A 20,602-nucleotide genomic window follows, 5' to 3' on the forward strand; every position below is an offset into this window, starting at 1 on the left:
ACCGAACATAATCATAAAAGCCATGAAGCTAGAAAACTTAAATATTATTATCGCAGACGATCATCCATTGTTCAGAAATGCACTACGTCAAGCGCTGACCAGCGCTTTCGAGCATGCACAGTGGTTTGAAGCCGACAGTGCTGACGCACTGCAATCTGTATTGGATGTTCGAAGCGTCGATTACGATCTTGTACTGTTAGATCTGCAGATGCCTGGGTCCCACGGCTACTCCACGCTTATCCACCTACGCTCACATTATCCTGAGTTACCCGTTGTGGTGATTTCAGCCCACGAGGATATCAATACCATTAGCCGTGCGATTCATTATGGCAGCAGTGGTTTTATCCCTAAATCAGCTTCAATGGAAACCCTAAAAGAGGCGCTAAGTGCGGTGTTATTCGGTGATATTTGGTTGCCTAAAGGCACTGAGATTATTGCTATCAATGACGATGCCATTGATAAAATGGCCAACAAGTTATCCGATCTCACGCCGCAACAATATAAAGTGTTGCAGATGTTTGCCGAAGGTTTATTAAATAAACAAATAGCCTACGATCTTGGCGTGTCTGAGGCGACCATCAAGGCGCACGCGACTGCCATATTTAGAAAACTTGGCGTTCGCAACCGCACTCAAGCAGTTATTGCCCTTACGCAACTCGAGATGGATAAAGTCGATTTATCTTAATCGCTAAACCCATAAAAAATGCCGCTTTTATTAGCGGCATTTTTATGTTTGTAAATCATCCAAGTTAACGCATTGGCAGATTTTTATCGGCAAACATTTCATCTATGAGCTGTTGATCCCGTAATGCTACGGCTTTCTCCACCACATCACGGGTTAAATGCGGCGCAAAGTGCTGAATAAAATCATACATATAACTGCGCAAGAAACTGCCCTTCCTAAAACCAATTTTAGTCGTACTGTGGGCAAACAAATGACCAGCATCAATAGCGACTAAATCTTTATCAACATTTGGATCAATGGCCATAGACGCGATGACCCCCACGCCTAATCCTAAACGAACATAGGTTTTAAGCACATCGGCACTGGTCGCACTAAAGACAACACGCGGCTCTAAATTGGCCCGATTGAACGCTTTCTCAATTTCAGAAGCACGATCAAAACCAAAGACATAGGTCACTAAGGGGAAACGGGCTAAATCTTCGATACTAATCAAGCTGCCTTGATTGCGGGTCGCAAGAGGATGGTCTTTGGGCACAACGATAGAGCGGTTCCAGTGGTAACAAGGCAACATGATCAGATCTGAATATAAATGCATTGCTTCGGTCGCAATGGCAAAATCTGCATCACCGCGAGCCGCCTGTTCGCTGATCTGCGACGGTGTCCCTTGGTGCATATGCAAGTTCACTTTAGGATAGCGATCAATAAACTGACGAATTATCGTCGGTAATGCATAGCGTGCCTGAGTATCTGTTGTGGAAATATTTAACTCACCTTGATCTGGCTTAGTATATTCTTCAGACACTTTTTTGATACTTTCAACTTTACCTAAAATATCATTGGCAATGCTGATCACTTGCAAACCCGCAGGTGTGACATGGGTTAAATGCTTACCGCTACGACCAAATATTTGGATCCCCAACTCATCTTCAAGCATACGAACTTGTTTACTGATCCCAGGTTGAGAGGTATACAAGTTTTCAGCTGTCGCCGATACATTGAGGTTATGTTTTACGACCTCAGCAATATACCTGAGTTGTTGCAGTTTCATCTTATTTCCTTGTCTCAAACACGCAAAATGCCATTAACAACTGAGCCCTCAAAGCACTCTCAGCTATAATCAATCGTTATAGTATATAGTAAAAATTAAAGCAAATAGGAATATAGAGCACAAGTCTACAGATTCATACGACAGAAATGATAACCTAGGCTAAGATAACTATGCTAGTTTATTGATTTATTGTAGCATTAGCTCAATTGGATAAATAATGGAACATCTATGTCATTCACCTTGGTTCTGATCCTCATCGGTGCGCTTTTACTGCTTGTTATCGGAATTAACGTATTACAGCAACAAAAAGAACGTGTAGAGGCTGAGCGTCGCATTGAATTTGCCCGTCAAAGAGCAATTATCGATGAAACTGAAACTGTGTTATCAAACACAGGAATGATGCCTTGTAGCACGAATATAGTATTGGTTTTGTACCGGCGTGTACAAGATGCCTTGCAGTCTGCAACAGCGATCAGTAATGGCCAACAACAGTCTGACTACCAACGTCGCTTAGCCGATATTAATAATCAAATAACAAGCTTACAGTCTGGACAACCTCAAACTCCTCCAATTGAGAATTTCAGACTACCCGATAATGACAAACAAATTTTAGCGCTTGTTCAAACCTTAAAAAAATTAAAGGCGATACTCAGAGCCGAGCATAATAAAGGTAAAGTCGATCCGAGCATTTTTGCTCAAGAAGAAAGCCGCATCGACAGTTTACAGCTCAGAATTAATGTCGATTCTATGCTTTCTCGTGCCCGCGCGGCCAGCTTTATGAAGCAATATGGCTCATCAAAACAAATGGTAACCAAAGCCCTATCAACATTACACGCCATTAAGGCACAAACGCCTAATGATCCCTTCATTGGGCGTAAAGTCGATGAGGCTAAACAATTACTTGATGAAATTATGGGTGCACAGAAACAATCTGAGCCCAGTGCACCTAGACCTAAAAATGAAGAAGATGATATCGATATGCTGTTTCAACCTAAAAAGAAATGGTGATCAGTCTCTATTTGCTTACCGTTAAGTTGAATTAGCGACACATTTGCCACTCATGCTACCGCGTCATTGTGAGTCAGTTTGTATCTGTACGTGTAAAGTACTTAACATGTTTGAATTATTATCTATAGCAACAAATTAATATCGAAAAAACACAAACAAAAAAGCCAAGTCATATTTGACTTGGCTTTTTGTTGTTCTCTTAGCGTTAAGCTAGCTTAATCCGTCGCTATGCGCCTTTCTTGGCCTTCTTGGTAGATTCACTCACCCACTTACCATTGACGTAATGCGCAGACCAACCCGTGGCTTTACCATCGACTTCAGTCGCAACGTATTGCTCTTTCGTCTTACGGCTAAACTTCACCGCAGCCTTATTGCCTTCATCATCAGTGACTGGCGCATCCGCTAAATACTGATACTTAGGCCATAGCAGCTCACGGTATTGAACAAGTTCCTCAACCAGAGGCGCACGGGTTTCACGTGATTTAGGGAAAGTACTGGCCGCTAAGAAGATACCCGCTGCACCATCACGTAATACGAAATGGGCATCCGATTTACTGCATTTCAGTTCGGGTAAATAAATAGGATCTTCTTTTGGCGGCGCCGCCTCACCATTTTTCAGTAATTTACGGGTATTCTTACACTCTTCATTGGTACAGCCAAAGTACTTACCAAAACGACCATTTTTCAGTTCCATATCGTGACCACAGCGATCACACTCAATCAGTGGACCTTCATAGCCTTTGATCTTGAATTGGCCTTCTTCGACTTCATAGCCTTCACAGATTGGATTGTTACCGCAGACGTGTAACTTACGCTTCTCATCGATTAGGTAACTATCCATTGCCGTGCCACAAATACTACAACGGTGCTTCGCACGCAGTGCATCTGTTTCGGCATCTTCACTGTTTTCGCTAATCGCCTCAACGCCAGGCGTGAGGTTCATCGTCGTCTTACAGCGTTCTTTAGGGGGTAATTCATAACCAGAGCAACCAAGGAAAACGCCAGTCGTTCCCGTGCGGATCCCCATAGGACGACCACAAGTTGGGCACTTGATATCCGTCATCACCATTTGGTTAAGACGCATGCCACCTTCTTCAGGATCCAGCTCCGCTTTTTCTAATTGCTTAGTAAAGTCAGCATAGAAACCATCGAGTACTTTTTTCCAGTCTAATTCGCCCCGAGCCACATCATCTAATGTTTGCTCCATGCTGGCGGTAAAGTCATAGCTCATCAAATCAGCAAAACTGCTCACCAATCGTTCGCTGACAATTTCACCCATTTTTTCGGCATAGAAACGACGATTTTCGACTTTTACATAACCACGATCTTGAATCGTTGAAATGATGGTTGCGTAGGTTGATGGGCGGCCAATGCCGCGTTTTTCTAATTCTTTAACTAAAGAAGCTTCGCTGTATCGTGCTGGCGGCTTAGTAAAATGTTGTTTAGGCTGCAATTCTTTTAATGCTAATACATCGCCCTGAGCCACGAATGGTAACGTATTGTCTTCTTCGTTTTTCTTCTTAAGTGCTGTTTGTACGCGAGTCCAACCATCAAAACGTAAGGTACGTCCCGTGGCTTTGAGCTCATAATCACCCGCTTTTACGGTCAACTTAGTGGCATCATATTGTGCAGGTGTCATTTGACATGAGACAAACTGGCGCCAAATAAGCTCATATAAGCGCTGAGCGTCACGTTCCATGTCAGATAAGGTCGCTGCTTGCACTTGAACGTTTGATGGGCGAATCGCTTCGTGAGCTTCTTGTGCGCCTTCTTTTGATCCGTATCGAATCGGTTCGGCGGGTAGATACTTATCACCAAATTCTTTGGCAATCATATCGCGCAAGTTTTCAACGGCTTCTTGACTCAAATTGGTCGAGTCGGTACGCATATAAGTGATATGACCAGCTTCGTAAAGTCGCTGAGCCATCATCATGGTCTTCTTTACACCAAAACCTAAACGTGTACTCGCGGCCTGTTGCAGTGTCGACGTAATAAAAGGAGCCGATGGCTTACTTTGAGTCGCTTTATCTTCGCGGGCCAGCACAGTAAAACTTGCCGCAGATAACGCTTGAACCGCAGCCATCGCTTGCTGTTCATTGATAGGATTAAAGGCAGCATCTAGATGCTTAACCACTTCCATCCGCAAAGCTTCTTGAGCGGGCGTATTGAGCTCTGCGTGTACATCCCAAAATTCTTCAGGCACAAAGGCTTTGATTTCGCTTTCGCGTTCGACCACTAAACGCACGGCAACCGACTGCACTCGCCCAGCGGATAAACCACGAGCGACTTTTTTCCACAGTAGAGGCGACACCATAAAACCGACAACTCTGTCTAAGAAGCGGCGGGCTTGTTGAGCATTCACCATGTTAGTGTCGAGTGTCGACGGTTTACTAAAAGCATCTTGAATCGCAGACTTAGTAATTTCGTTGAAAACCACACGTTGATACCGTGAAGGATCACCACCAATCACCTCTTGCAAATGCCAGGCGATAGCTTCTCCCTCACGGTCTAAGTCGGTTGCGAGATAGATTTGGTCAGCAGAATCGGCAAGTGCCTGTAACTCTTTAACGACTTTTTCTTTGCCCGGCAAAATTTGGTACTTAGCCGCCCAGCCCTTTTCAGGGTTTACGCCCATACGAGACACTAGCGCTTGCTGATCTTTCACCTTTTTATATTGAGCTTTTTCTTCTGGCGACATCTTCTTAACTTCGGCAGCGGATTTAACCTTTTCATTGCCTTCTGAAGTCGATGATGTCGGCAGATCACGGATGTGACCTACGCTCGATTTAACGATGAATTCTTTGCCAAGATATTTATTAATAGTCTTAGCTTTGGCCGGTGATTCGACAATAACTAGCGATTTACCCATAGTTTAATTTGCGCCAAAAAATCTCAAGAAGGTGGAAATTGGCACCATATATAGAGGGTTGTACTGATAGTTTCAAGTTAATCTCTCTTTTATATGTACCAGCGAGTCACTTTTTAATCAAAGTTGAAAAAATGTAAAAATATAATATGCGTAATTAAAAACTAATATTTCATTATTTGCCAGCAAGCAAGAAATAGTTATGCATTTATCGTGAAAAAGTCGCTTTGAGCACAAAACCGTCCGCTTGTGCACTCGAAAAGCTTCAGTATACTGGGTTCCCTCAGGGACCATATGAACAAATAATAACTTTCCCTATCACAAGGATAAGCAATGAAGCACTTTGAAGCGAATTTTGATGGACTCGTTGGACCAACACACAATTACGCAGGGTTGTCTTTTGGCAATGTCGCCTCTCTCAGCAATGCCGCCTTAGTTTCCAACCCCAAAGCTGCTGCAAAACAAGGACTCCAAAAAGCCAAAGCACTAGCCGATATGGGCATGGTTCAAGGAATATTAGCTCCTCAAGAGCGCCCAGACCTCTATACATTGCGCCGAATTGGATTTTCTGGCTCTGATGCTAATGTATTAAAACAAGCGGCAAAAGAAGCGCCCATATTACTTAATGCCTGTTGCAGTGCTTCCAGTATGTGGACAGCCAATGCCGCTACCGTCTCACCAAGTGCAGATACACGTGACGGTAAACTGCATTTCACCCCAGCAAATTTAGTCGATAAACTGCATCGCAGCATCGAACCTTTGACAACGGGGCGCATATTAACAGCAACTTTCAGTGATCCCCACTATTTTCATCACCATAGTCATTTACCTGAGCATAATAGCTTCGGTGATGAAGGTGCCGCAAACCACACTCGTCTCTGCAATGAATACGGCCATGCTGGTGTTGAGCTGTTTGTTTATGGACAAGAAGCCACCAATCCCAACGCACCTAAACCGCAAAAATATCCAGCAAGACAAACCTTAGAAGCGTCGATGGCAGTCGCACGCTTACATCAGCTGGAAGACGATAATTGCGTCTTCATCCAACAGAATCCTGATGTGATTGATCAAGGTGTATTCCATAATGATGTTATCGCAGTAGGTAATCAAAACGTCCTGTTCTACCACGAACAAGCCTTCTTAAATACCCAGAATAAGATCGATGAAATTAAACGTAAACTCGACACTGAGCTGTATTTCATTGAAGTGCCAACCGCGAAAGTAGCAATTAACGACGCAGTCAAAAGCTATTTATTCAATACTCAAATTATTACGTTGCCATCCGGTGAAATGGCGATTATTGCCCCAACAGATTGCCAAGAAAATCCCGCGGTATTTGCCTATTTGAACGAATTACTCGCATTAAAAACGCCGATTAAGCAAGTGCTTTACTTCGACGTAAAACAAAGCATGCAAAACGGTGGCGGTCCTGCCTGTCTTCGTTTACGTGTCGCTATGAATGAAGTGGAAGTCGCAGCGGTAAATCAACACACTCTGATGAATGATGCTTTATTTACTCGTTTAAACCTTTGGGTAGACAAACATTACCGTGACAGATTAACCACCCAAGATCTTGCAGACCCTCAGCTAATCATCGAATCTCGAACAGCTCTGGATGAACTGACACAGATCATGAAACTAGGTAGCGTGTATCAGTTCCAGCGTTAGGAATTATTCCTAACTTTTTGAACTACATCATTATAAAATTCGACAGACCTACAATAGAAAAAGAGCACCTTAGATGCTCTTTTTATTTGGATAAGGTTCTTAAAACTAGCTGATTCTAATCGGAATAGATAGAACCTGAGTCACTGACCCATTAGGGGTTTCAACCTCAACAATAAGAGTACCTGCATTAGGTTGCTCTTCACCTTTCAGTGTCACACTAAACTCACGTCCCGCGTTATAGTTACTACTTGGCCAAATATATTGAGCACTACTAGCAACAGAACCTGCGCTTGCTTTAAATCTAACAATACTACCAGCAGGCATTTGTTGGTTATGTAAGTCAGATATAGTGAAATAAACAGTAGCGGCATCTTTACCTATTAAGTCAATACGTTGGTCTTTGCTGATGCTGTAACTATCGTCGATAAGCACATCAGCAATCGGAGTCGCATAAGCAGTACTTCCTGACATGACAATCACTAAACTGCCTCTCACATATAGTGATTTTGAATCTGTAATACCATCAGCACAAGCAGCATGTGCAGGCTCAGAGCAGAGTACACCGTTATATTTACTATCTTTTATATCAAAAACACCATTAGAATTAAAATCAATTAACTCTTCTAATTCCCCACCAATTTGTCCACCCGCTTGCTGAGGATTAAAAATGCCATCTTCATTATAATCATTGAAAGCATCATCCAAATCAAATGGCTTACCACTTACATCCTTTTGAGTTAAAAATGCTGTTGCTTCAGAAGAATCAAAGCGGCCATTGCCGTTAAGATCTGGGAAGGATTCTTCGCCAATCGCAGTTGCAGTAATAGTTGCTCGACCACCATATTTCTGGCCATAATAATTACCTAAATTAGGCGCAAGTATCGCAATAGGATTGCGAATTAATGCGCCTGTTGCGTCAATAAGAGACTGCCCTTCAGGCCTAGTTAACTGACTCGTCCAAACAACACTACATGTACCTTTAACAGTCTGACAAGCATCTTCAATAGAGCCACCTTCAGTGGTAAAAGATACTGTTGTGCCATCTGGAACAGGGTTATTGAATGCATCGGCTAGGCGTGCAGTAACGGTCACTTTGGTGCCATCAACGTTCCAACCTTCAGTATTGAGTACTGTTGCAGAAAGTGAAAAACTGTCTTGATCGGGTATCCCTGTCGAGATGATGAGCTGACTTGATTGACTTGAAATAACTGGCGAAGAGCCAGCAATAGTGCCTGTTACTCTTACCGAAGTAGCAACAGTCCCTGTTCTTACAACTGTCTGAACAATGCCTTGATTGTTAGTCGTTGCACTTGATGGGTCAAGCACTATGCCTCCCGTCGTAGTGTTCAAACTAAAGTTAACTAACTGGTTACTTACCGGATTACTATTTGTGTCAAGTACCTTAAATTTAACTTCAGAAGATTCTGAGCCACCTGTACCTAAAATGGCGATATTTTGCGGTGTCGCAGACATAAATATAATGCTTCCCACGTTAGCAGGAAGTACTTTAATAGTGCCCGTAGCTGAAAGATTTAATCCACCTGCGTTAGCAGTAACATTAATAGGATCATCTCCAACGCAGCCCTTTGCAAGGTAAGTCGTTGTAGCTACGCCATTCACAGAGGGTACGGGTGAACTTATTATGGCTTCTGGTGATGATTTAGTTGAACAGGCCGATGAAAACTTAACATCCACAGGTTGGGTAAAAGGCTTACCTTGATCGTCCTGGATAACGACAGAAATAGTCGCGGTGCCACCTGCAGTTAAATCACTTGAACTAACACTTGCTTTACCAGCAACAAAAGGACTTCCACTACCCATGACTACATTTGTAGCACCAACCACCACTACTGTATTACCTTTTTCACCACTAGCTAAAGAGGCAACGATAGTTCCTGCACCTAACGTATTACCAGCATAAATATCAACACTAGCCTTTCCCTGACTATTTGTTACAGCAGTTTTGATAGGAAGGTCCCCAATATCATTGTCAAAGGTCACTATCGTGGGTTTATTAATGCCGGTGATAGTAGCAGTTAACTTACCTGGATTTAAGGATGTAATAGTTTGAATAGGTAAGCCTGCAATATCAGTTAAGGCTAAATTAACTTGTGCACCTCCACCCGCTTCACCGCCATCACCTTTCATCACAAAACCAATTTTCCCAGACTCCCCAGTATCAACTTTGCCAGTGACAGTACCTGCACCCGCAATAGTTGCTGTATTTAAAATAATAGTAGCAACACCTTCGGTATTCGTTAATGCCGTTGCCGTACTAGGATCAAAAGACCCAATATTAGAATTACTCAGAGTAAAAGTAACTAATTCACCAGCCAAGGAACCGAGTTTCGAATCAACAACTTTAGCTGATACTGTGGCAGGTGCTAAAGCAGAAATATCCGTATTAGTAATACTCAGAGTGACAGTGACGACACTTGGCGTCGGCGGAGTACCGGAACCATCATCAGAGATACTGCCCCCACCACCACATGCTGATAATAAAAGCGAACACAATCCTGCGAGAAAAACCTTATACGCTGACTTCATTGTCAGGCTCCCTGTTACTCTGATGATAATACCTAAGCGAGACGCTTATTACTTATAGGCTAACATTACACAATTTTCACGCAACTTTCCCATAACTATCTTATTTTATTTCGCAAATCTGATAAATACTTTAACATTAATTGTCATTTCATCTTCACGATTTTCTTGCTAGTCTTGTGAGCGCCAAAAAATAGAATGTATAAAAAACACACAGGACTCTCTATGGCAATTTCTATAAAAAATAAACTCGGCCTTACAAGTAAAATTCTGATCGGTATGGGAACAGGTATTGCTTTAGGCCTCATTCTCCGCAATGCCTTTCCAGAAAGCGATATAGTAAAAGATTATATTACTGAAGGTTTCTTGCATGTTATCGGTACTATCTTCATCTCCAGCTTAAAAATGTTAGTCGTTCCTTTAGTCTTTATTTCATTAGTTTGCGGAACTTGCTCACTGAGTGAACCTTCAAAATTAGGCCGCTTAGGGGGGAAAACCCTCGCCTTCTATTTATTCACAACCGCCATTGCCTTAGTGATTGCGATTGTCAGCGCAGTCCTTATACATCCTGGAAACGCCTCACTGGCGTCAGAAAAAATGGAGTACGTCGCAAAAGAAGCCCCAAGTCTTGCTGATGTGCTGATAAACATAGTGCCTACCAATCCGATGCAGGCATTGAGCGAAGGTAATATGCTGCAAATTATTATTTTTGCGGTCATTTTTGGCTTTGCTATTGCCCATATTGGTGAGCGCGGCAAACGTATTGCGGCGTTGTTTGAAGATTTAAATGAAGTCATCATGCGTGTCGTGACACTGATCATGCAACTCGCGCCTTATGGTGTGTTTGCGCTGATGGCAAAACTTGCATTAACACTCGGTTTAGAGACCTTTGGTAGTGTGGTTCAATATTTCTTCGTGGTCTTAGGTGTATTACTGGTCCATGCGTTTATCGTTTATCCAATCCTTTTAAAACTTTTCTCAGGCCTCAACCCCTTAATATTCATTCGTAAAATGCGCGATGTGCAGTTGTTTGCTTTTTCAACCGCCAGTTCAAATGCCACTTTACCCATTACCATAGAAGCGTCTGAACATAGATTAGGTGTCGATAATAAAATCGCCGCTTTTACGCTACCGTTAGGCGCTACCATTAATATGGATGGCACAGCAATCATGCAAGGCGTTGCCACTGTGTTTATTGCGCAGGTTTTTGGCATTGAGCTCTCACTAACCGATTATGCCGTTGTTGTTGTGACAGCCACGTTAGCATCAATTGGTACCGCGGGTGTTCCAGGTGTCGGACTTATCATGCTGGCCATGGTGTTAAATCAAGTTGGCTTACCAGTGGAAGGGATTGCCCTGATTATCGGTGTCGATCGCTTACTCGACATGGTACGTACTGCTGTAAACGTCACTGGTGATTGCGTAGCAACTGTAATTATTGCTAAATCAGAGGGCGAATTTAACGAGCAAGTGTTTAACAACACTCAAGCGGGTAAAGTTGCTAGAAGTTTTGATGAGCAAGTTCATCATTTAGATAAATCGAACTAAACCTCACAAAGACCAAAATGACGCCCAGCTTCAGTGTTGGGCGTTTTTGTTTGAACGCAATACAGTTAACATGTCTATTGTTAGCAAAATGTGAACGCACCAATAGTACGGAAGTTTGTTTTTAGATACATTATGTTTACTATTTTAATACGTTTAATGGGAGGGGTATAAATGTGGTGGAGAAGTCTTTGGATCCTGATTGCATGCTGGTTATTGAGTGCCCACTTCGTACGTTACGAACAAATTAACTTTGCTATTCCTTTTGCACTTGCGCCTTTGGTCTTATTTTTTAACTCAGTTTACTTACTTCGTTTATTACAAATTTTATTATTTATAAGTGTCTTTGCCGTATGGGGCGTCACAACCATTGAAGCGATACATCTGCGATTAGCGCAAGAAATGCCTTGGTTGAGATTGTCTTTTATCATGATGGCGGTGATGTTATTTACCTTAGGCGCGATTATGTGTGGCAACGGCATTTTGCGGATCAGAAAACAAAAATCGCCTTGGGGAAATTCCCCGATACGCTAACACTTTAACGGAAAACCTTCTTATTCAACAATTAATTAGTACTTATTTTGACCACAAGTTCAACTCGGTCAGCAAAGGTTAAGTTCAACTAAGATATGCTGATCCTCTATTTGGTTATCAGTGTGATTTTGCGTAGACTAGTTTGCTAAAGCTTTAGCTCATACACTTTAAGGCATTATATTATGAGAATTTTGGTTGTTGAAGACGATCCTATTTTATCCCACCACTTAAAAGTGCAATTAAGCGATCTCGGCAATCAAGTTCAAGTGGCACTGACTGCCAAAGAAGGTTTTTATCAAGCCACTAATTATCCCATAGATGTCGCCATTGTCGATTTAGGGCTACCCGATCAAGATGGTATTAGCTTAATTCAACAACTCCGTGAAGCGGGTCTTAAAGCACCGATATTAATTCTCACGGCACGAGTTAATTGGCAGGATAAAGTTGAAGGCCTAAACGCCGGAGCCGATGACTATTTAGTGAAACCCTTTCAAAAAGAAGAGCTTGTCGCAAGGCTTGATGCCTTAGTGCGCCGTAGCGCAGGTTTTGTTAAACCCGTGATTTGCAGTGGAGAATTGAAACTCGATCTCGCCGCCAAACAAGTCACTCTGGGTGACGAAGTCATGGAGGTCACTGCCTTTGAATATTTAATCCTCGAATATTTGATGCGCCATTGTCATGAGGTTGTCGCCAAGCAACGTTTACTCGATGTGATTTATGGTGATAAGGAAGGCGATCCCAATACGATTGAAGTCATGGTCAGCCGCCTGCGTAAAAAACTGACCCGCGATGGTATCGATAACCCCATAGTGACCATCCGCGGCCAAGGATATAAATTTAACCTGCCATGCAATTAAGATTAAAATTCAAGAAACGTCTGCTGACACGGATGTTTCTCACCTCGCTATCAATTATTACCTTAGTGGGTTTTGGTCTCGCATGGATGGTTAATATTCTGCATGCGCAAAATAGTTATAACGAAGAAACTGCCCAACTCATTGCCGAAATTCCCCAAGTCGCCGCCGAATTACGGGAGCACGATCTTATCCCCGATACCAGTGCTTGGTTAGAAGAAAATAATAAACAAGAGCGCTATGTAATAGCGAGTTGCGATGACAAATTTAAGCAGGTTTGGACCTCATCCCTCGCAGTAGATCGTGGCTTATTTGATACCTGTGAGCGTTTTAACGAAATCCGTAACGACTCCCCGCCCTACTACCTCACCATGGCTGACGACAGAGGTTATTTCGTCTATTTGCTCGCGGTAGAAATTGCCAGTGTGCATTACAACCTCCTCGTCATGAAAGATGCCGCCAAACTGGAGCAAGAATACAGTAAGTTCAGTAAACGTACTTATATTCGTTTAGCTATGGTATTGGCCTTAGCCTTAATTCTATTGGTCAGCGCCGCCTATTGGGGCATGCGTCCCTTGGTACGGATGCAAAATGAACTGCAATCAATTAACCAAGGTAAGAGTAAATCACTTTCTGAGGGCTATCCTGTTGAACTTGAAGGCGTAACGCAAGCACTCAACCAGATGTTGCAACAATCTAGTGCCCAACAACAGCGCTATCAAAATGCTATGAATGACTTGGCACACAGTCTTAAAACCCGCTTAGCCGCCGTGCATGCCATTACAGATGACGCCAGTTTGAGTAAACAATCGGCAAGCGAAAAGATCATGGAACAAGTCAGCCAGATGGATCAGCTGGTCAAATACCAATTAAAACGGGCCATGTTAGGCCGCCAAGGCCTGAAGCAAGAACAAACTGTTATTGCGCCCTTAGTCGATCAATTAGCACAAATGTTGTTTAAAATTTATCGAGAAAAACAAGTGCAGTTCTCGGCCAACATCTCCCCTTCCTTGATGTTCCCCGGCAACAAGGGGGACTTAATGGAGCTGTGTGGCAACCTCATGGAAAATGCTTTCCGCCTGTGTATCAGCCAAGTGCATGTATCAGCTAAAATTAACTCACAAGGTGAGTTTGAACTTATTGTTGAAGATGATGGCCCAGGTGTTGAAGAAAGCTTAAGACAGAAGATTATCCAACGTGGCGTGCGAGCCGATACTCAGTCCCCAGGGCAAGGGATCGGATTAGCTGTCTGTGATGAAATCGTTCACAGCTACGGTGGCAGCTTAAAAATTGAAGAAAGTCGCTTAGAAGGTGCGCTCTTTAGGATCCGTATCCCAGTGTAAGAAACTGGGATACTATCAGGCAATCACCGCATATAGCTGTTCGGCTCGATTAAACATGATCCAAGAAGTGGCAATATATTTGTCACCACTCACAGGTTTATTTCCCCGATGTGAATGAGTAAATCCCGCAGGCGCTATCACCATAGTGCCTTTTTTAGGGGAGATTTTACGCTGTTGATAATAAAATTCGGTTTCGCCGCCCTCTTCCACATCATTTAAATAAAACATATAGAGCACGACGCGATGCAGAGCTTCATTGTGGCCATTCTGCGGGAATTGTTCCGAATGCCAATGGGGATAACCGCCTTTATTTTGCTGATACTTTTGAATATTAATACTGCCACTGCGATACAAATACTTCACTAAGCCATCGGCCCTAGGCGCACCCAGCGTCGCAAAATTAGTCGGAGTTAGCGTTACAGGTTGGCCCTGCTCATCACTCACTGACACAGCAACCGCACCCATTAATGCCATTGAATATTTTGTAAAATAATCTACCGCGCCCTTTAAGGTATAACCTAAGAGTTCGTTTCTGATGGGCTGCAGGTCGATGAAACTATCTAAGGTCAAATCGCGGCTGATCTTCTTCTCCAAATCGACGCCATTGCCCGTGTGTCCATCAACAACGCCAGCATGTTGCTCAAATGCCAGAATGAGACGGTCACACAAGTCATTCGGCAACGCATTAGGGTATACTTCAATAAAGTCCATACTTCCTCAATGGAGTGGCTACTTTCTAGGCTTACTATGCTGACATGTTAGTTAAGTAATTGTAAAGCAGCATCATTGAGATAAAATAACCCACATTACGCTTCACGATAACAAGAATATGAAAAAAAGCTGTAAAGTTTCAGTCCATCAACTTCAAGTCGGCAACTTTGTGCGTTTGCCCGTGGCTTGGAAAGATCATCCCTTTTTATTCAGTAGCTTTCATATTAAACAAGCTGCGCAAATCGAGTTGATTAAAAATCTGGGCATCGAACATGTCATCGTCGATTTAGAACGCAGCGACGTCGCCCCGATACATGCTGATGCAGTCAACCCTATCAAATTGCCGCCAAGTGCTGAAATCAATGTGCTTAAAAACGACATGGATCAATACAAGGCTGAGCAAATCGAAGTGCAAAAAAAATTACGCCGTGACATTAATAAAACTGAGCAAAATTTTACCCGCTCAGTAGCCATGATGCGCAGCCTCATCTCTAAGCTACGTAATCGCCCCTTAAATGCGGTCGATGACGCTAAAGATTTGGTCCACACCATAGTCGAACAGCTGCTCAACTCAGATAACTTAGTGCTACATTTGATGAGTGATGCTAAGCAGGATGAAAGCATTTACTACCACTCCTTGAATGTTGCGATCCTCTCTATGCTGATCGCCAAAGAAATGGAATGGGATAGAAGTGAAATCGAAACGGTCGGTCTCAGTGCCCTGTTCCACGACGTGGGTAAATTAAAAATTCCACCACAAATTCTAAAAAAATCGACACCTTGGTCAGCACCAGAGCTTAATTTTATCAAGCAGCATCCATTACTTGGGATTGAACTGCTCAAATTAGCCGATAATTTTCCCCAAGCAGCCTTACCTGCAATCACCAATCACCACGAGTTTCTCGATGGCAGTGGTTATCCCAAAGGCCTAAAGGAAGAGGCTCTCGATAAGGTATCGCAACTGATTGCGGTAGTGAACGAATATGACTCCTTGTGTTACCCAAGCCAACAGGGCAAAGCCAGAATGCCCTACGCCGCACTAGGGCATTTGTATAAGCAATATAAAACTAAGCTAAATCAAGAGTATATTGGCAAGATGATCAAGATGCTGGGCATTTACCCCCCAGGCAGTGTAGTGGAATTATCCAGCGGTCAATATGCCATGGTGATGTCGGTTAACTTAACTAAACTGCTATGTCCAAAAATATTGGTTTACGATGCGTTAGTTCCTAAAGACCAAGCGCCTATCGTTGATTTAGAGATTGAAGGGATCAGCATAGTGCGTTGCTTACCACCTGCGGCGCTTCCTGAAAAAGTCCACGAATATTTGAATCCGCGCGAGCGAGTGAGTTACTACTTTGGCGGCGATAGTCGTAAGTAGTTGATTAAGAAACTGGCTTAACGATTATGTCTAACGAGCTTCACTCATTTAAGCAAAGTCATCGAGTCTCACTCATTGAATAAAAGTCATTGAATGAACATGATTAATAAAAGTGATAACAATAAGGGTCGAATATTGCATTCGACCCTTATTTTAAATTCGAGAAAACCAACACAGCTAGCGCCAGACTTATAACCAATGCTTACGTTTAAAGAAGAAGTAAGTACCTGCGGCACTGGCTAACATCATCACAATCGCCATAGGGTAACCGTATTGCCACTCAAGCTCAGGCATGCTGGCAAAGTTCATCCCATAACTACTGGCAATCAAGGTCGGTGGTAGAAACACCACAGCGGCAACCGAGAAGATTTTGATGATTTTGTTCTGCTGCAGACCACTGAAACCCATGGCCGCATCGAGCAGAAAGTTTAACTTATCGAAAATAAACTGACTGTGGGGCATCAGCGACTCGATATCCGACAACATTTCCCGCAAGTCCTTTAAATGTTCATCGGATAACTGGCCACGATAATAACGCTGCATATAACGCAGTGAGCGCTGAGTATCGAGCAAACTTAATCGGATTTTACCATTAGAGTCTTCTTGCAGAGTGATGAGTTTAAATACATCGTCAAGTTCGTCGTTATCAAATACTTGCTCACCGACATTTTCAAGTACAGTGTAAACGTCTTCAATTAAGTCAGATAGATAATCCACTTTCAGATTAAATAACTCGAGAAACAATTCCTGCGGGGTCGATACTTCTAACCGCCCTAAACGCAAATAGTTACGCAGCAAACGGATAAGACCTACGTCTTCTTCCCGAATTGTCAGTAAAAAATTGCTACGAAGGTTGAAGGAAACGTTAACGCCGCGCACATCTTGGCCGACACGCTGTGGGAATAACGAATTAATATGCAAGCCGTCACTGTTTTGATAAAAACGTGCTGAGGCCTCAATTTCATTGATATCTTCTTCGTCAGGCACTTCTTCAACAGAAAAATGACTTAACCACTCTCGCTCCTCATCATCGGGTTTATACAGATCTAACCAAATGGTCGACGCGGGAATACTGTCCAGTATGCCGAGCTCTGTCACAGTAAGGTGACGATTATCATAGACATAAGCAGTAATCATTTGTCCTCCTGAAAAAAAACTTAAGTTAACGATTCCACTTAAGTGCAGGCTAAAAAATTGTCGCTAGTTTACCGCATAAGTTGGCAATGAAAAGGCGTGCAAGGTAATTTAGTAAAATAAATATGCCTTAATCGGTTTCGATAATTGCCAACCGTTCTTGGGTCGAAAAGCGAATATGGATGCCATCGAGAGTGACCATTTTCGAGTCTGAGATATCCCCTTTTCGCACACGATACTCGCCGTTATTGTCGGCATTCGGTGACACAATTCTCACAGTGACAATTCTATGCTGATCGCGCCAATACCAAACACTGTAACTCAGCAGGCTAAATCCAATCACTACAAACACACCCGTCAACAGGTATCGGCGCCACAGCGATTCACTAAAACGCTTTGAACTGAGATTAACTGCCAGAGGTTCAATCTGACGCTTGCGTTTCACCAGTAAAAACCAAGCGCCAGCAATGACTAAGACTGTTAGTAAAATTTTAATGAGCATGGCTCTTTCCTCTGATAAACGTCCGCTTGTGCTCAATGGTCTCGATCAAGCCAGCAGCAATCTTGCATTGACCCTTCAATGCCACACAAGTTAGCGCATTATACGCAGACTTATGTGGATAAACTGTCTTTGGGATCAAGCTTAAAGTGCACAGTCAAATAGACAAGGCGAATGTACGAGCCATACACATGCACATAGACATAGACATAGACAAAGCAGAACGTTGAAACAGAGTACAACAGACTTATGACAGGGCGAAAACACTGCGGGACCTATACCTAAAATTGATTGCTACAGATCACAACACTCAACATAAGTAAGTACCTGAAATTAAAAATCTTCAAATACCTTCGCCATCCGCTGAATTTGTGCCAAAGGAACGCCGTGGCGATTACGTTTGGCGCATTCCTGCTGATGAGCCAGACTGTTTGGTTCACCCACAAGCACAATTCTAACTTGATAACCTAAGGCTTTTGCCGCCGCTTCATAGGCCATGTATTCCCAGTGGCACAGATTGGTATTATCACAAATCACCACAGGCTCGCTTGAAGAAAGTGCCTGAATAAACCCCGTCAAATTACATTGATGAAACTCAGGTAATTTCTTGGCATCGAAACGGTATTCATCTTCATGGTAGAAAAAACTATCGGTCGAAAATACGCCACGTTGCCGCACGCCAATGGCTTTTTCTAAAGGAAAGGAAAGAATGTAAGTTTCAACCCAATGTGACTTACCACTGCCCGGTAAGCCACGCATTATAATCGCAACTTTTTCGCTCATGTGTTCGACTCACTGCCAATCACTCGACCCGCTAAAATGGTATCAACCAACTGAGGCACTAACTCCCCCGCTTTTCCTGTGAGGTGATATTGAAACTGACTGTGTCTATCGGGTGCCATCATATTCACTTCGACTGTTTGAGCCCCATGATGGTTAGCAGTATACACAAAGCCCGCGGCAGGATACACAGTGCCAGAGGTGCCAATGGCGATAAACAAGTCACAGTTATCGAGCGCATCGTGAATTCGATCCATCCCTAAGGGCATTTCACCAAACCACACCACATGGGGGCGTAATCGCTGAGCCGGAATACAACAAGTACAGCAATTATCGGCACCAAAGGGCTCACGTAAAATAAAGGTCTGACGTGAGCGCGGACAACGGCCTTTGGATAATTCACCGTGCATATGCAATAGACGGCGCGAGCCCGCACGCTCATGCAGATCATCAATATTTTGTGTGATGATAAGTAATTGACCTTTAAAGTCCGCTTCCAACTTTGCCAAGGCCACATGCGCTGCATTGGGTTCAACCGTGCCACTGTGCAGTTGCAACCAACGACTATTGTAAAATCGCTCTACCAATTCAGCATCACGCTCATAACCTTCTGGTGTAGCAACGTCTTCAATATGATGCTCTTCCCACAGACCATCTTGATCGCGAAAGGTGCGTAAACCCGACTCAGCAGAAATCCCTGCGCCGGTTAACACCACAATTTGCTGGTACATGCCGATTCCTTATTATTTTATTGATTTGAATTATTCTCACTGACTTTGGCAGCCGTGAATATTATTCCTTGGTATAACCATACAAAAACTATGCTTGAATTGCCGCAAAATATTGTGATTTAACGCCTATTGACACAATTTATCTGCATATCGCCCTAGAAAGCCAGAACAAAGGTTTAAGTTTTCAACCTGAGCACCTATAATGGCAAACACTATCCACGGATGAACCTATTGGTTCTGCAATCAAGAGATTAGCAATGACAGATGGAAATCAAGCGCTAAAAAAAGCGGGTTTGAAAATTACCCTGCCACGAGTCAAGATCCTAGAACTGATGCAAGGACCTGAAAACCAACATATCAGTGCAGAAGATTTGTACAAGAAGCTGCTCGATATCGGTGAAGAAATTGGTCTAGCCACCGTCTACCGTGTGTTAAACCAATTTGATGATGCAGGTATTGTCAGTCGCCATCATTTTGAGAGCGGTAAAGCCGTTTTCGAACTATCGACTCAGCATCATCATGATCACTTAGTTTGCCTATCGTGTGGCAAAGTGATTGAGTTTTCAGATGAAGTCATCGAACGTCGTCAAGATGAAATTGCCATGAAACACAATATTAAGCTGACTAATCACAGCTTATATTTGTACGGCACTTGCACCAACGATACCTGTGAGCATAACGACGCCTAAGTCGGCCATTGTGTTTATAAAGAATTAAGCAAAAAACCAGCCTAAGGCTGGTTTTTTATTGGATGATGTTTACGGGTAAACCGCTATAACACCTTGGCGTAGATATTCACTTTATGGCCCATAAACTCATTTTGCTCACGCCAATACATGCCCACACGCTTAGCTACGCCTTCAGAACCGAGATTCCCTGCTAAGATAAGTGCAATCGTCTGATCAATACCAAAACGTTTAAATTCGGCTAATGCAGCAAATGCGGCCTCAGTACCAATTCCTGTTCCCCAATACTCAGGGAAATAACGATAACCTAGTTCGACTTCGCTGAATTCTGGAATAAATTTCGGACCACAAAAACCAATCACCCGCTTATCAGCTTTATGCTCTACCGCCCAACGACCAAAACCATGTTGCAGATAATCGACTTGGATCACCTTGTGAAACAACTCAACCGCCTGCTCGCGAGCTGTAAATGCCGCGGTGGGAATGTATTTCAGCATCGCAGCATTACTGTTCATCAAATAAAGCGCTTCACAATCTTGCTCAGTAAATGGTCGAATAATTAACCGTTCAGTTTGGGTTATCATC

General features: G+C 43.1%; 18 protein-coding genes. 9 read left to right on the plus strand and 9 right to left on the minus strand.

Going from position 1 to position 20,602, the window contains the following annotated elements:
- Positions 1-22: 22 nt before the first annotated feature.
- Positions 23-685 carry a response regulator transcription factor gene (locus CKQ84_RS21365; RefSeq protein ID WP_105252682.1) on the plus strand — a complete coding sequence of 221 codons (663 nt, stop codon included), beginning with the start codon at positions 23-25 and terminating at the stop codon, positions 683-685.
- A 64-nt stretch (positions 686-749) separates the two neighbouring features.
- On the opposite strand, the gene cysB is transcribed toward CKQ84_RS21365, so the two are convergent.
- Positions 750-1,733, minus strand: a complete 984-nt coding sequence (gene cysB / locus CKQ84_RS21370; protein ID WP_028759721.1) for an HTH-type transcriptional regulator CysB — start codon at positions 1,731-1,733, stop codon at positions 750-752.
- Between the two features lie 228 nt (positions 1,734-1,961).
- On the opposite strand from cysB, the gene zomB reads away from it, so the two are divergent.
- Entirely contained in the window at positions 1,962-2,741 is a 780-nt protein-coding gene (gene zomB / locus CKQ84_RS21375; RefSeq protein WP_028759720.1) for a flagellar motor control protein ZomB, read from the plus strand.
- Positions 2,742-2,967: 226 nt separating this feature from the next.
- On the opposite strand, the gene topA is transcribed toward zomB, so the two are convergent.
- On the minus strand, positions 2,968-5,610 hold the full coding sequence (gene topA, locus CKQ84_RS21380) for a type I DNA topoisomerase (protein ID WP_105252683.1): 2,643 nt from the start codon (positions 5,608-5,610) through the stop codon (positions 2,968-2,970).
- Positions 5,611-5,940: 330 nt separating this feature from the next.
- Here topA and astB point away from each other — a divergent pair, with 330 nt between their 5' ends.
- Positions 5,941-7,275 carry an N-succinylarginine dihydrolase gene (astB, locus tag CKQ84_RS21385; RefSeq protein ID WP_105252684.1) on the plus strand — a complete coding sequence of 445 codons (1,335 nt, stop codon included), beginning with the start codon at positions 5,941-5,943 and terminating at the stop codon, positions 7,273-7,275.
- A 105-nt stretch (positions 7,276-7,380) separates the two neighbouring features.
- Here the strand turns inward: astB and CKQ84_RS21390 are convergent, their stop codons facing one another.
- Positions 7,381-9,822 carry a hypothetical protein gene (locus CKQ84_RS21390; protein ID WP_105252685.1) on the minus strand — a complete coding sequence of 814 codons (2,442 nt, stop codon included), beginning with the start codon at positions 9,820-9,822 and terminating at the stop codon, positions 7,381-7,383.
- 222 nt (positions 9,823-10,044) lie between these two features.
- Here CKQ84_RS21390 and CKQ84_RS21395 point away from each other — a divergent pair, with 222 nt between their 5' ends.
- The 4 genes from CKQ84_RS21395 (at position 10,045) to CKQ84_RS21410 (ending at position 14,095) form a co-directional block, all read left to right on the plus strand.
- The gene (locus tag CKQ84_RS21395) at positions 10,045-11,367 is read left to right on the plus strand and encodes a dicarboxylate/amino acid:cation symporter (RefSeq protein WP_105252686.1); all 1,323 of its coding nucleotides are present in this window, start codon (positions 10,045-10,047) and stop codon (positions 11,365-11,367) included.
- Between the two features lie 171 nt (positions 11,368-11,538).
- The gene (locus CKQ84_RS21400; protein ID WP_105252687.1) at positions 11,539-11,898 is read left to right on the plus strand and encodes a hypothetical protein; all 360 of its coding nucleotides are present in this window, start codon (positions 11,539-11,541) and stop codon (positions 11,896-11,898) included.
- A gap of 182 nt (positions 11,899-12,080) precedes the next feature.
- Positions 12,081-12,755, plus strand: coding sequence for a response regulator (locus CKQ84_RS21405; RefSeq protein ID WP_028759714.1), 675 nt, complete (start codon positions 12,081-12,083; stop codon positions 12,753-12,755).
- Positions 12,746-14,095 carry a sensor histidine kinase gene (locus CKQ84_RS21410; protein WP_028759713.1) on the plus strand — a complete coding sequence of 450 codons (1,350 nt, stop codon included), beginning with the start codon at positions 12,746-12,748 and terminating at the stop codon, positions 14,093-14,095. The genes CKQ84_RS21405 and CKQ84_RS21410 overlap by 10 nt, the downstream gene beginning before the upstream one ends.
- A 15-nt stretch (positions 14,096-14,110) precedes the next feature.
- Here CKQ84_RS21410 and CKQ84_RS21415 read toward each other — a convergent pair whose 3' ends face one another.
- A complete protein-coding gene (locus CKQ84_RS21415; protein ID WP_105252688.1) occupies positions 14,111-14,806 on the minus strand; it encodes a 2OG-Fe(II) oxygenase in 696 nt (231 codons plus the stop codon).
- Between the two features lie 118 nt (positions 14,807-14,924).
- Between CKQ84_RS21415 and CKQ84_RS21420 the strand changes: the two genes are divergently transcribed.
- Complete coding sequence (locus CKQ84_RS21420; protein ID WP_028759711.1) at positions 14,925-16,187, plus strand: HD-GYP domain-containing protein; 1,263 nt, start codon at positions 14,925-14,927, stop codon at positions 16,185-16,187.
- Positions 16,188-16,376: 189 nt separating this feature from the next.
- Here the strand turns inward: CKQ84_RS21420 and corA are convergent, their stop codons facing one another.
- The 4 genes from corA to cobB all read right to left on the minus strand — a co-directional run bounded on the left by corA (position 16,377) and on the right by cobB (position 19,331).
- Positions 16,377-17,324: a magnesium/cobalt transporter CorA gene (gene corA, locus CKQ84_RS21425; protein WP_105252689.1), complete on the minus strand. Its 948-nt coding sequence runs from the start codon at positions 17,322-17,324 to the stop codon at positions 16,377-16,379.
- Between the two features lie 127 nt (positions 17,325-17,451).
- Positions 17,452-17,823, minus strand: coding sequence for a hypothetical protein (locus CKQ84_RS21430; protein WP_105252690.1), 372 nt, complete (start codon positions 17,821-17,823; stop codon positions 17,452-17,454).
- A gap of 330 nt (positions 17,824-18,153) precedes the next feature.
- A complete protein-coding gene (locus tag CKQ84_RS21435) occupies positions 18,154-18,603 on the minus strand; it encodes an ATP-binding protein (RefSeq protein WP_105252691.1) in 450 nt (149 codons plus the stop codon).
- A complete protein-coding gene (gene cobB / locus CKQ84_RS21440) occupies positions 18,600-19,331 on the minus strand; it encodes a Sir2 family NAD+-dependent deacetylase (protein WP_105252692.1) in 732 nt (243 codons plus the stop codon). The genes CKQ84_RS21435 and cobB overlap by 4 nt, the downstream gene beginning before the upstream one ends.
- A gap of 257 nt (positions 19,332-19,588) precedes the next feature.
- Here cobB and fur point away from each other — a divergent pair, with 257 nt between their 5' ends.
- Positions 19,589-20,020 (plus strand): ferric iron uptake transcriptional regulator, encoded by a 432-nt coding sequence (gene fur, locus CKQ84_RS21445; protein WP_028759706.1) that lies wholly within the window; start codon positions 19,589-19,591, stop codon positions 20,018-20,020.
- Between the two features lie 83 nt (positions 20,021-20,103).
- Here the strand turns inward: fur and CKQ84_RS21450 are convergent, their stop codons facing one another.
- A complete protein-coding gene (locus CKQ84_RS21450) occupies positions 20,104-20,601 on the minus strand; it encodes a GNAT family N-acetyltransferase (RefSeq protein WP_105252693.1) in 498 nt (165 codons plus the stop codon).
- Position 20,602 lies beyond the last annotated feature (1 nt).

Origin of the sequence: Shewanella sp. WE21 (assembly GCF_002966515.1) — a bacterium.
Classification (GTDB): Bacteria; Pseudomonadota; Gammaproteobacteria; order Enterobacterales; family Shewanellaceae; genus Shewanella; species Shewanella oncorhynchi.

Excerpts from the sequence above, each read along its gene's own strand:
- CKQ84_RS21420 (WP_028759711.1), top strand. The coding sequence starts at position 14,925 with ATGAAAAAAAGCTGTAAAGTTTCAGTCCATCAACTTCAAGTCGGCAAC.
- CKQ84_RS21410 (WP_028759713.1), top strand. The coding sequence starts at position 12,746 with ATGCAATTAAGATTAAAATTCAAGAAACGTCTGCTGACACGGATGTTT.
- CKQ84_RS21450 (WP_105252693.1), bottom strand. The coding sequence starts at position 20,601 with ATGATAACCCAAACTGAACGGTTAATTATTCGACCATTTACTGAGCAA.
- CKQ84_RS21400 (WP_105252687.1), top strand. The coding sequence starts at position 11,539 with ATGTGGTGGAGAAGTCTTTGGATCCTGATTGCATGCTGGTTATTGAGT.
- CKQ84_RS21415 (WP_105252688.1), bottom strand. The coding sequence starts at position 14,806 with ATGGACTTTATTGAAGTATACCCTAATGCGTTGCCGAATGACTTGTGT.
- cobB (WP_105252692.1), bottom strand. The coding sequence starts at position 19,331 with ATGTACCAGCAAATTGTGGTGTTAACCGGCGCAGGGATTTCTGCTGAG.
- topA (WP_105252683.1), bottom strand. The coding sequence starts at position 5,610 with ATGGGTAAATCGCTAGTTATTGTCGAATCACCGGCCAAAGCTAAGACT.
- CKQ84_RS21435 (WP_105252691.1), bottom strand. The coding sequence starts at position 18,603 with ATGAGCGAAAAAGTTGCGATTATAATGCGTGGCTTACCGGGCAGTGGT.
- corA (WP_105252689.1), bottom strand. The coding sequence starts at position 17,324 with ATGATTACTGCTTATGTCTATGATAATCGTCACCTTACTGTGACAGAG.
- CKQ84_RS21430 (WP_105252690.1), bottom strand. The coding sequence starts at position 17,823 with ATGCTCATTAAAATTTTACTAACAGTCTTAGTCATTGCTGGCGCTTGG.
- CKQ84_RS21365 (WP_105252682.1), top strand. The coding sequence starts at position 23 with ATGAAGCTAGAAAACTTAAATATTATTATCGCAGACGATCATCCATTG.
- CKQ84_RS21405 (WP_028759714.1), top strand. The coding sequence starts at position 12,081 with ATGAGAATTTTGGTTGTTGAAGACGATCCTATTTTATCCCACCACTTA.
- astB (WP_105252684.1), top strand. The coding sequence starts at position 5,941 with ATGAAGCACTTTGAAGCGAATTTTGATGGACTCGTTGGACCAACACAC.
- zomB (WP_028759720.1), top strand. The coding sequence starts at position 1,962 with ATGTCATTCACCTTGGTTCTGATCCTCATCGGTGCGCTTTTACTGCTT.
- fur (WP_028759706.1), top strand. The coding sequence starts at position 19,589 with ATGACAGATGGAAATCAAGCGCTAAAAAAAGCGGGTTTGAAAATTACC.
- CKQ84_RS21390 (WP_105252685.1), bottom strand. The coding sequence starts at position 9,822 with ATGAAGTCAGCGTATAAGGTTTTTCTCGCAGGATTGTGTTCGCTTTTA.
- CKQ84_RS21395 (WP_105252686.1), top strand. The coding sequence starts at position 10,045 with ATGGCAATTTCTATAAAAAATAAACTCGGCCTTACAAGTAAAATTCTG.
- cysB (WP_028759721.1), bottom strand. The coding sequence starts at position 1,733 with ATGAAACTGCAACAACTCAGGTATATTGCTGAGGTCGTAAAACATAAC.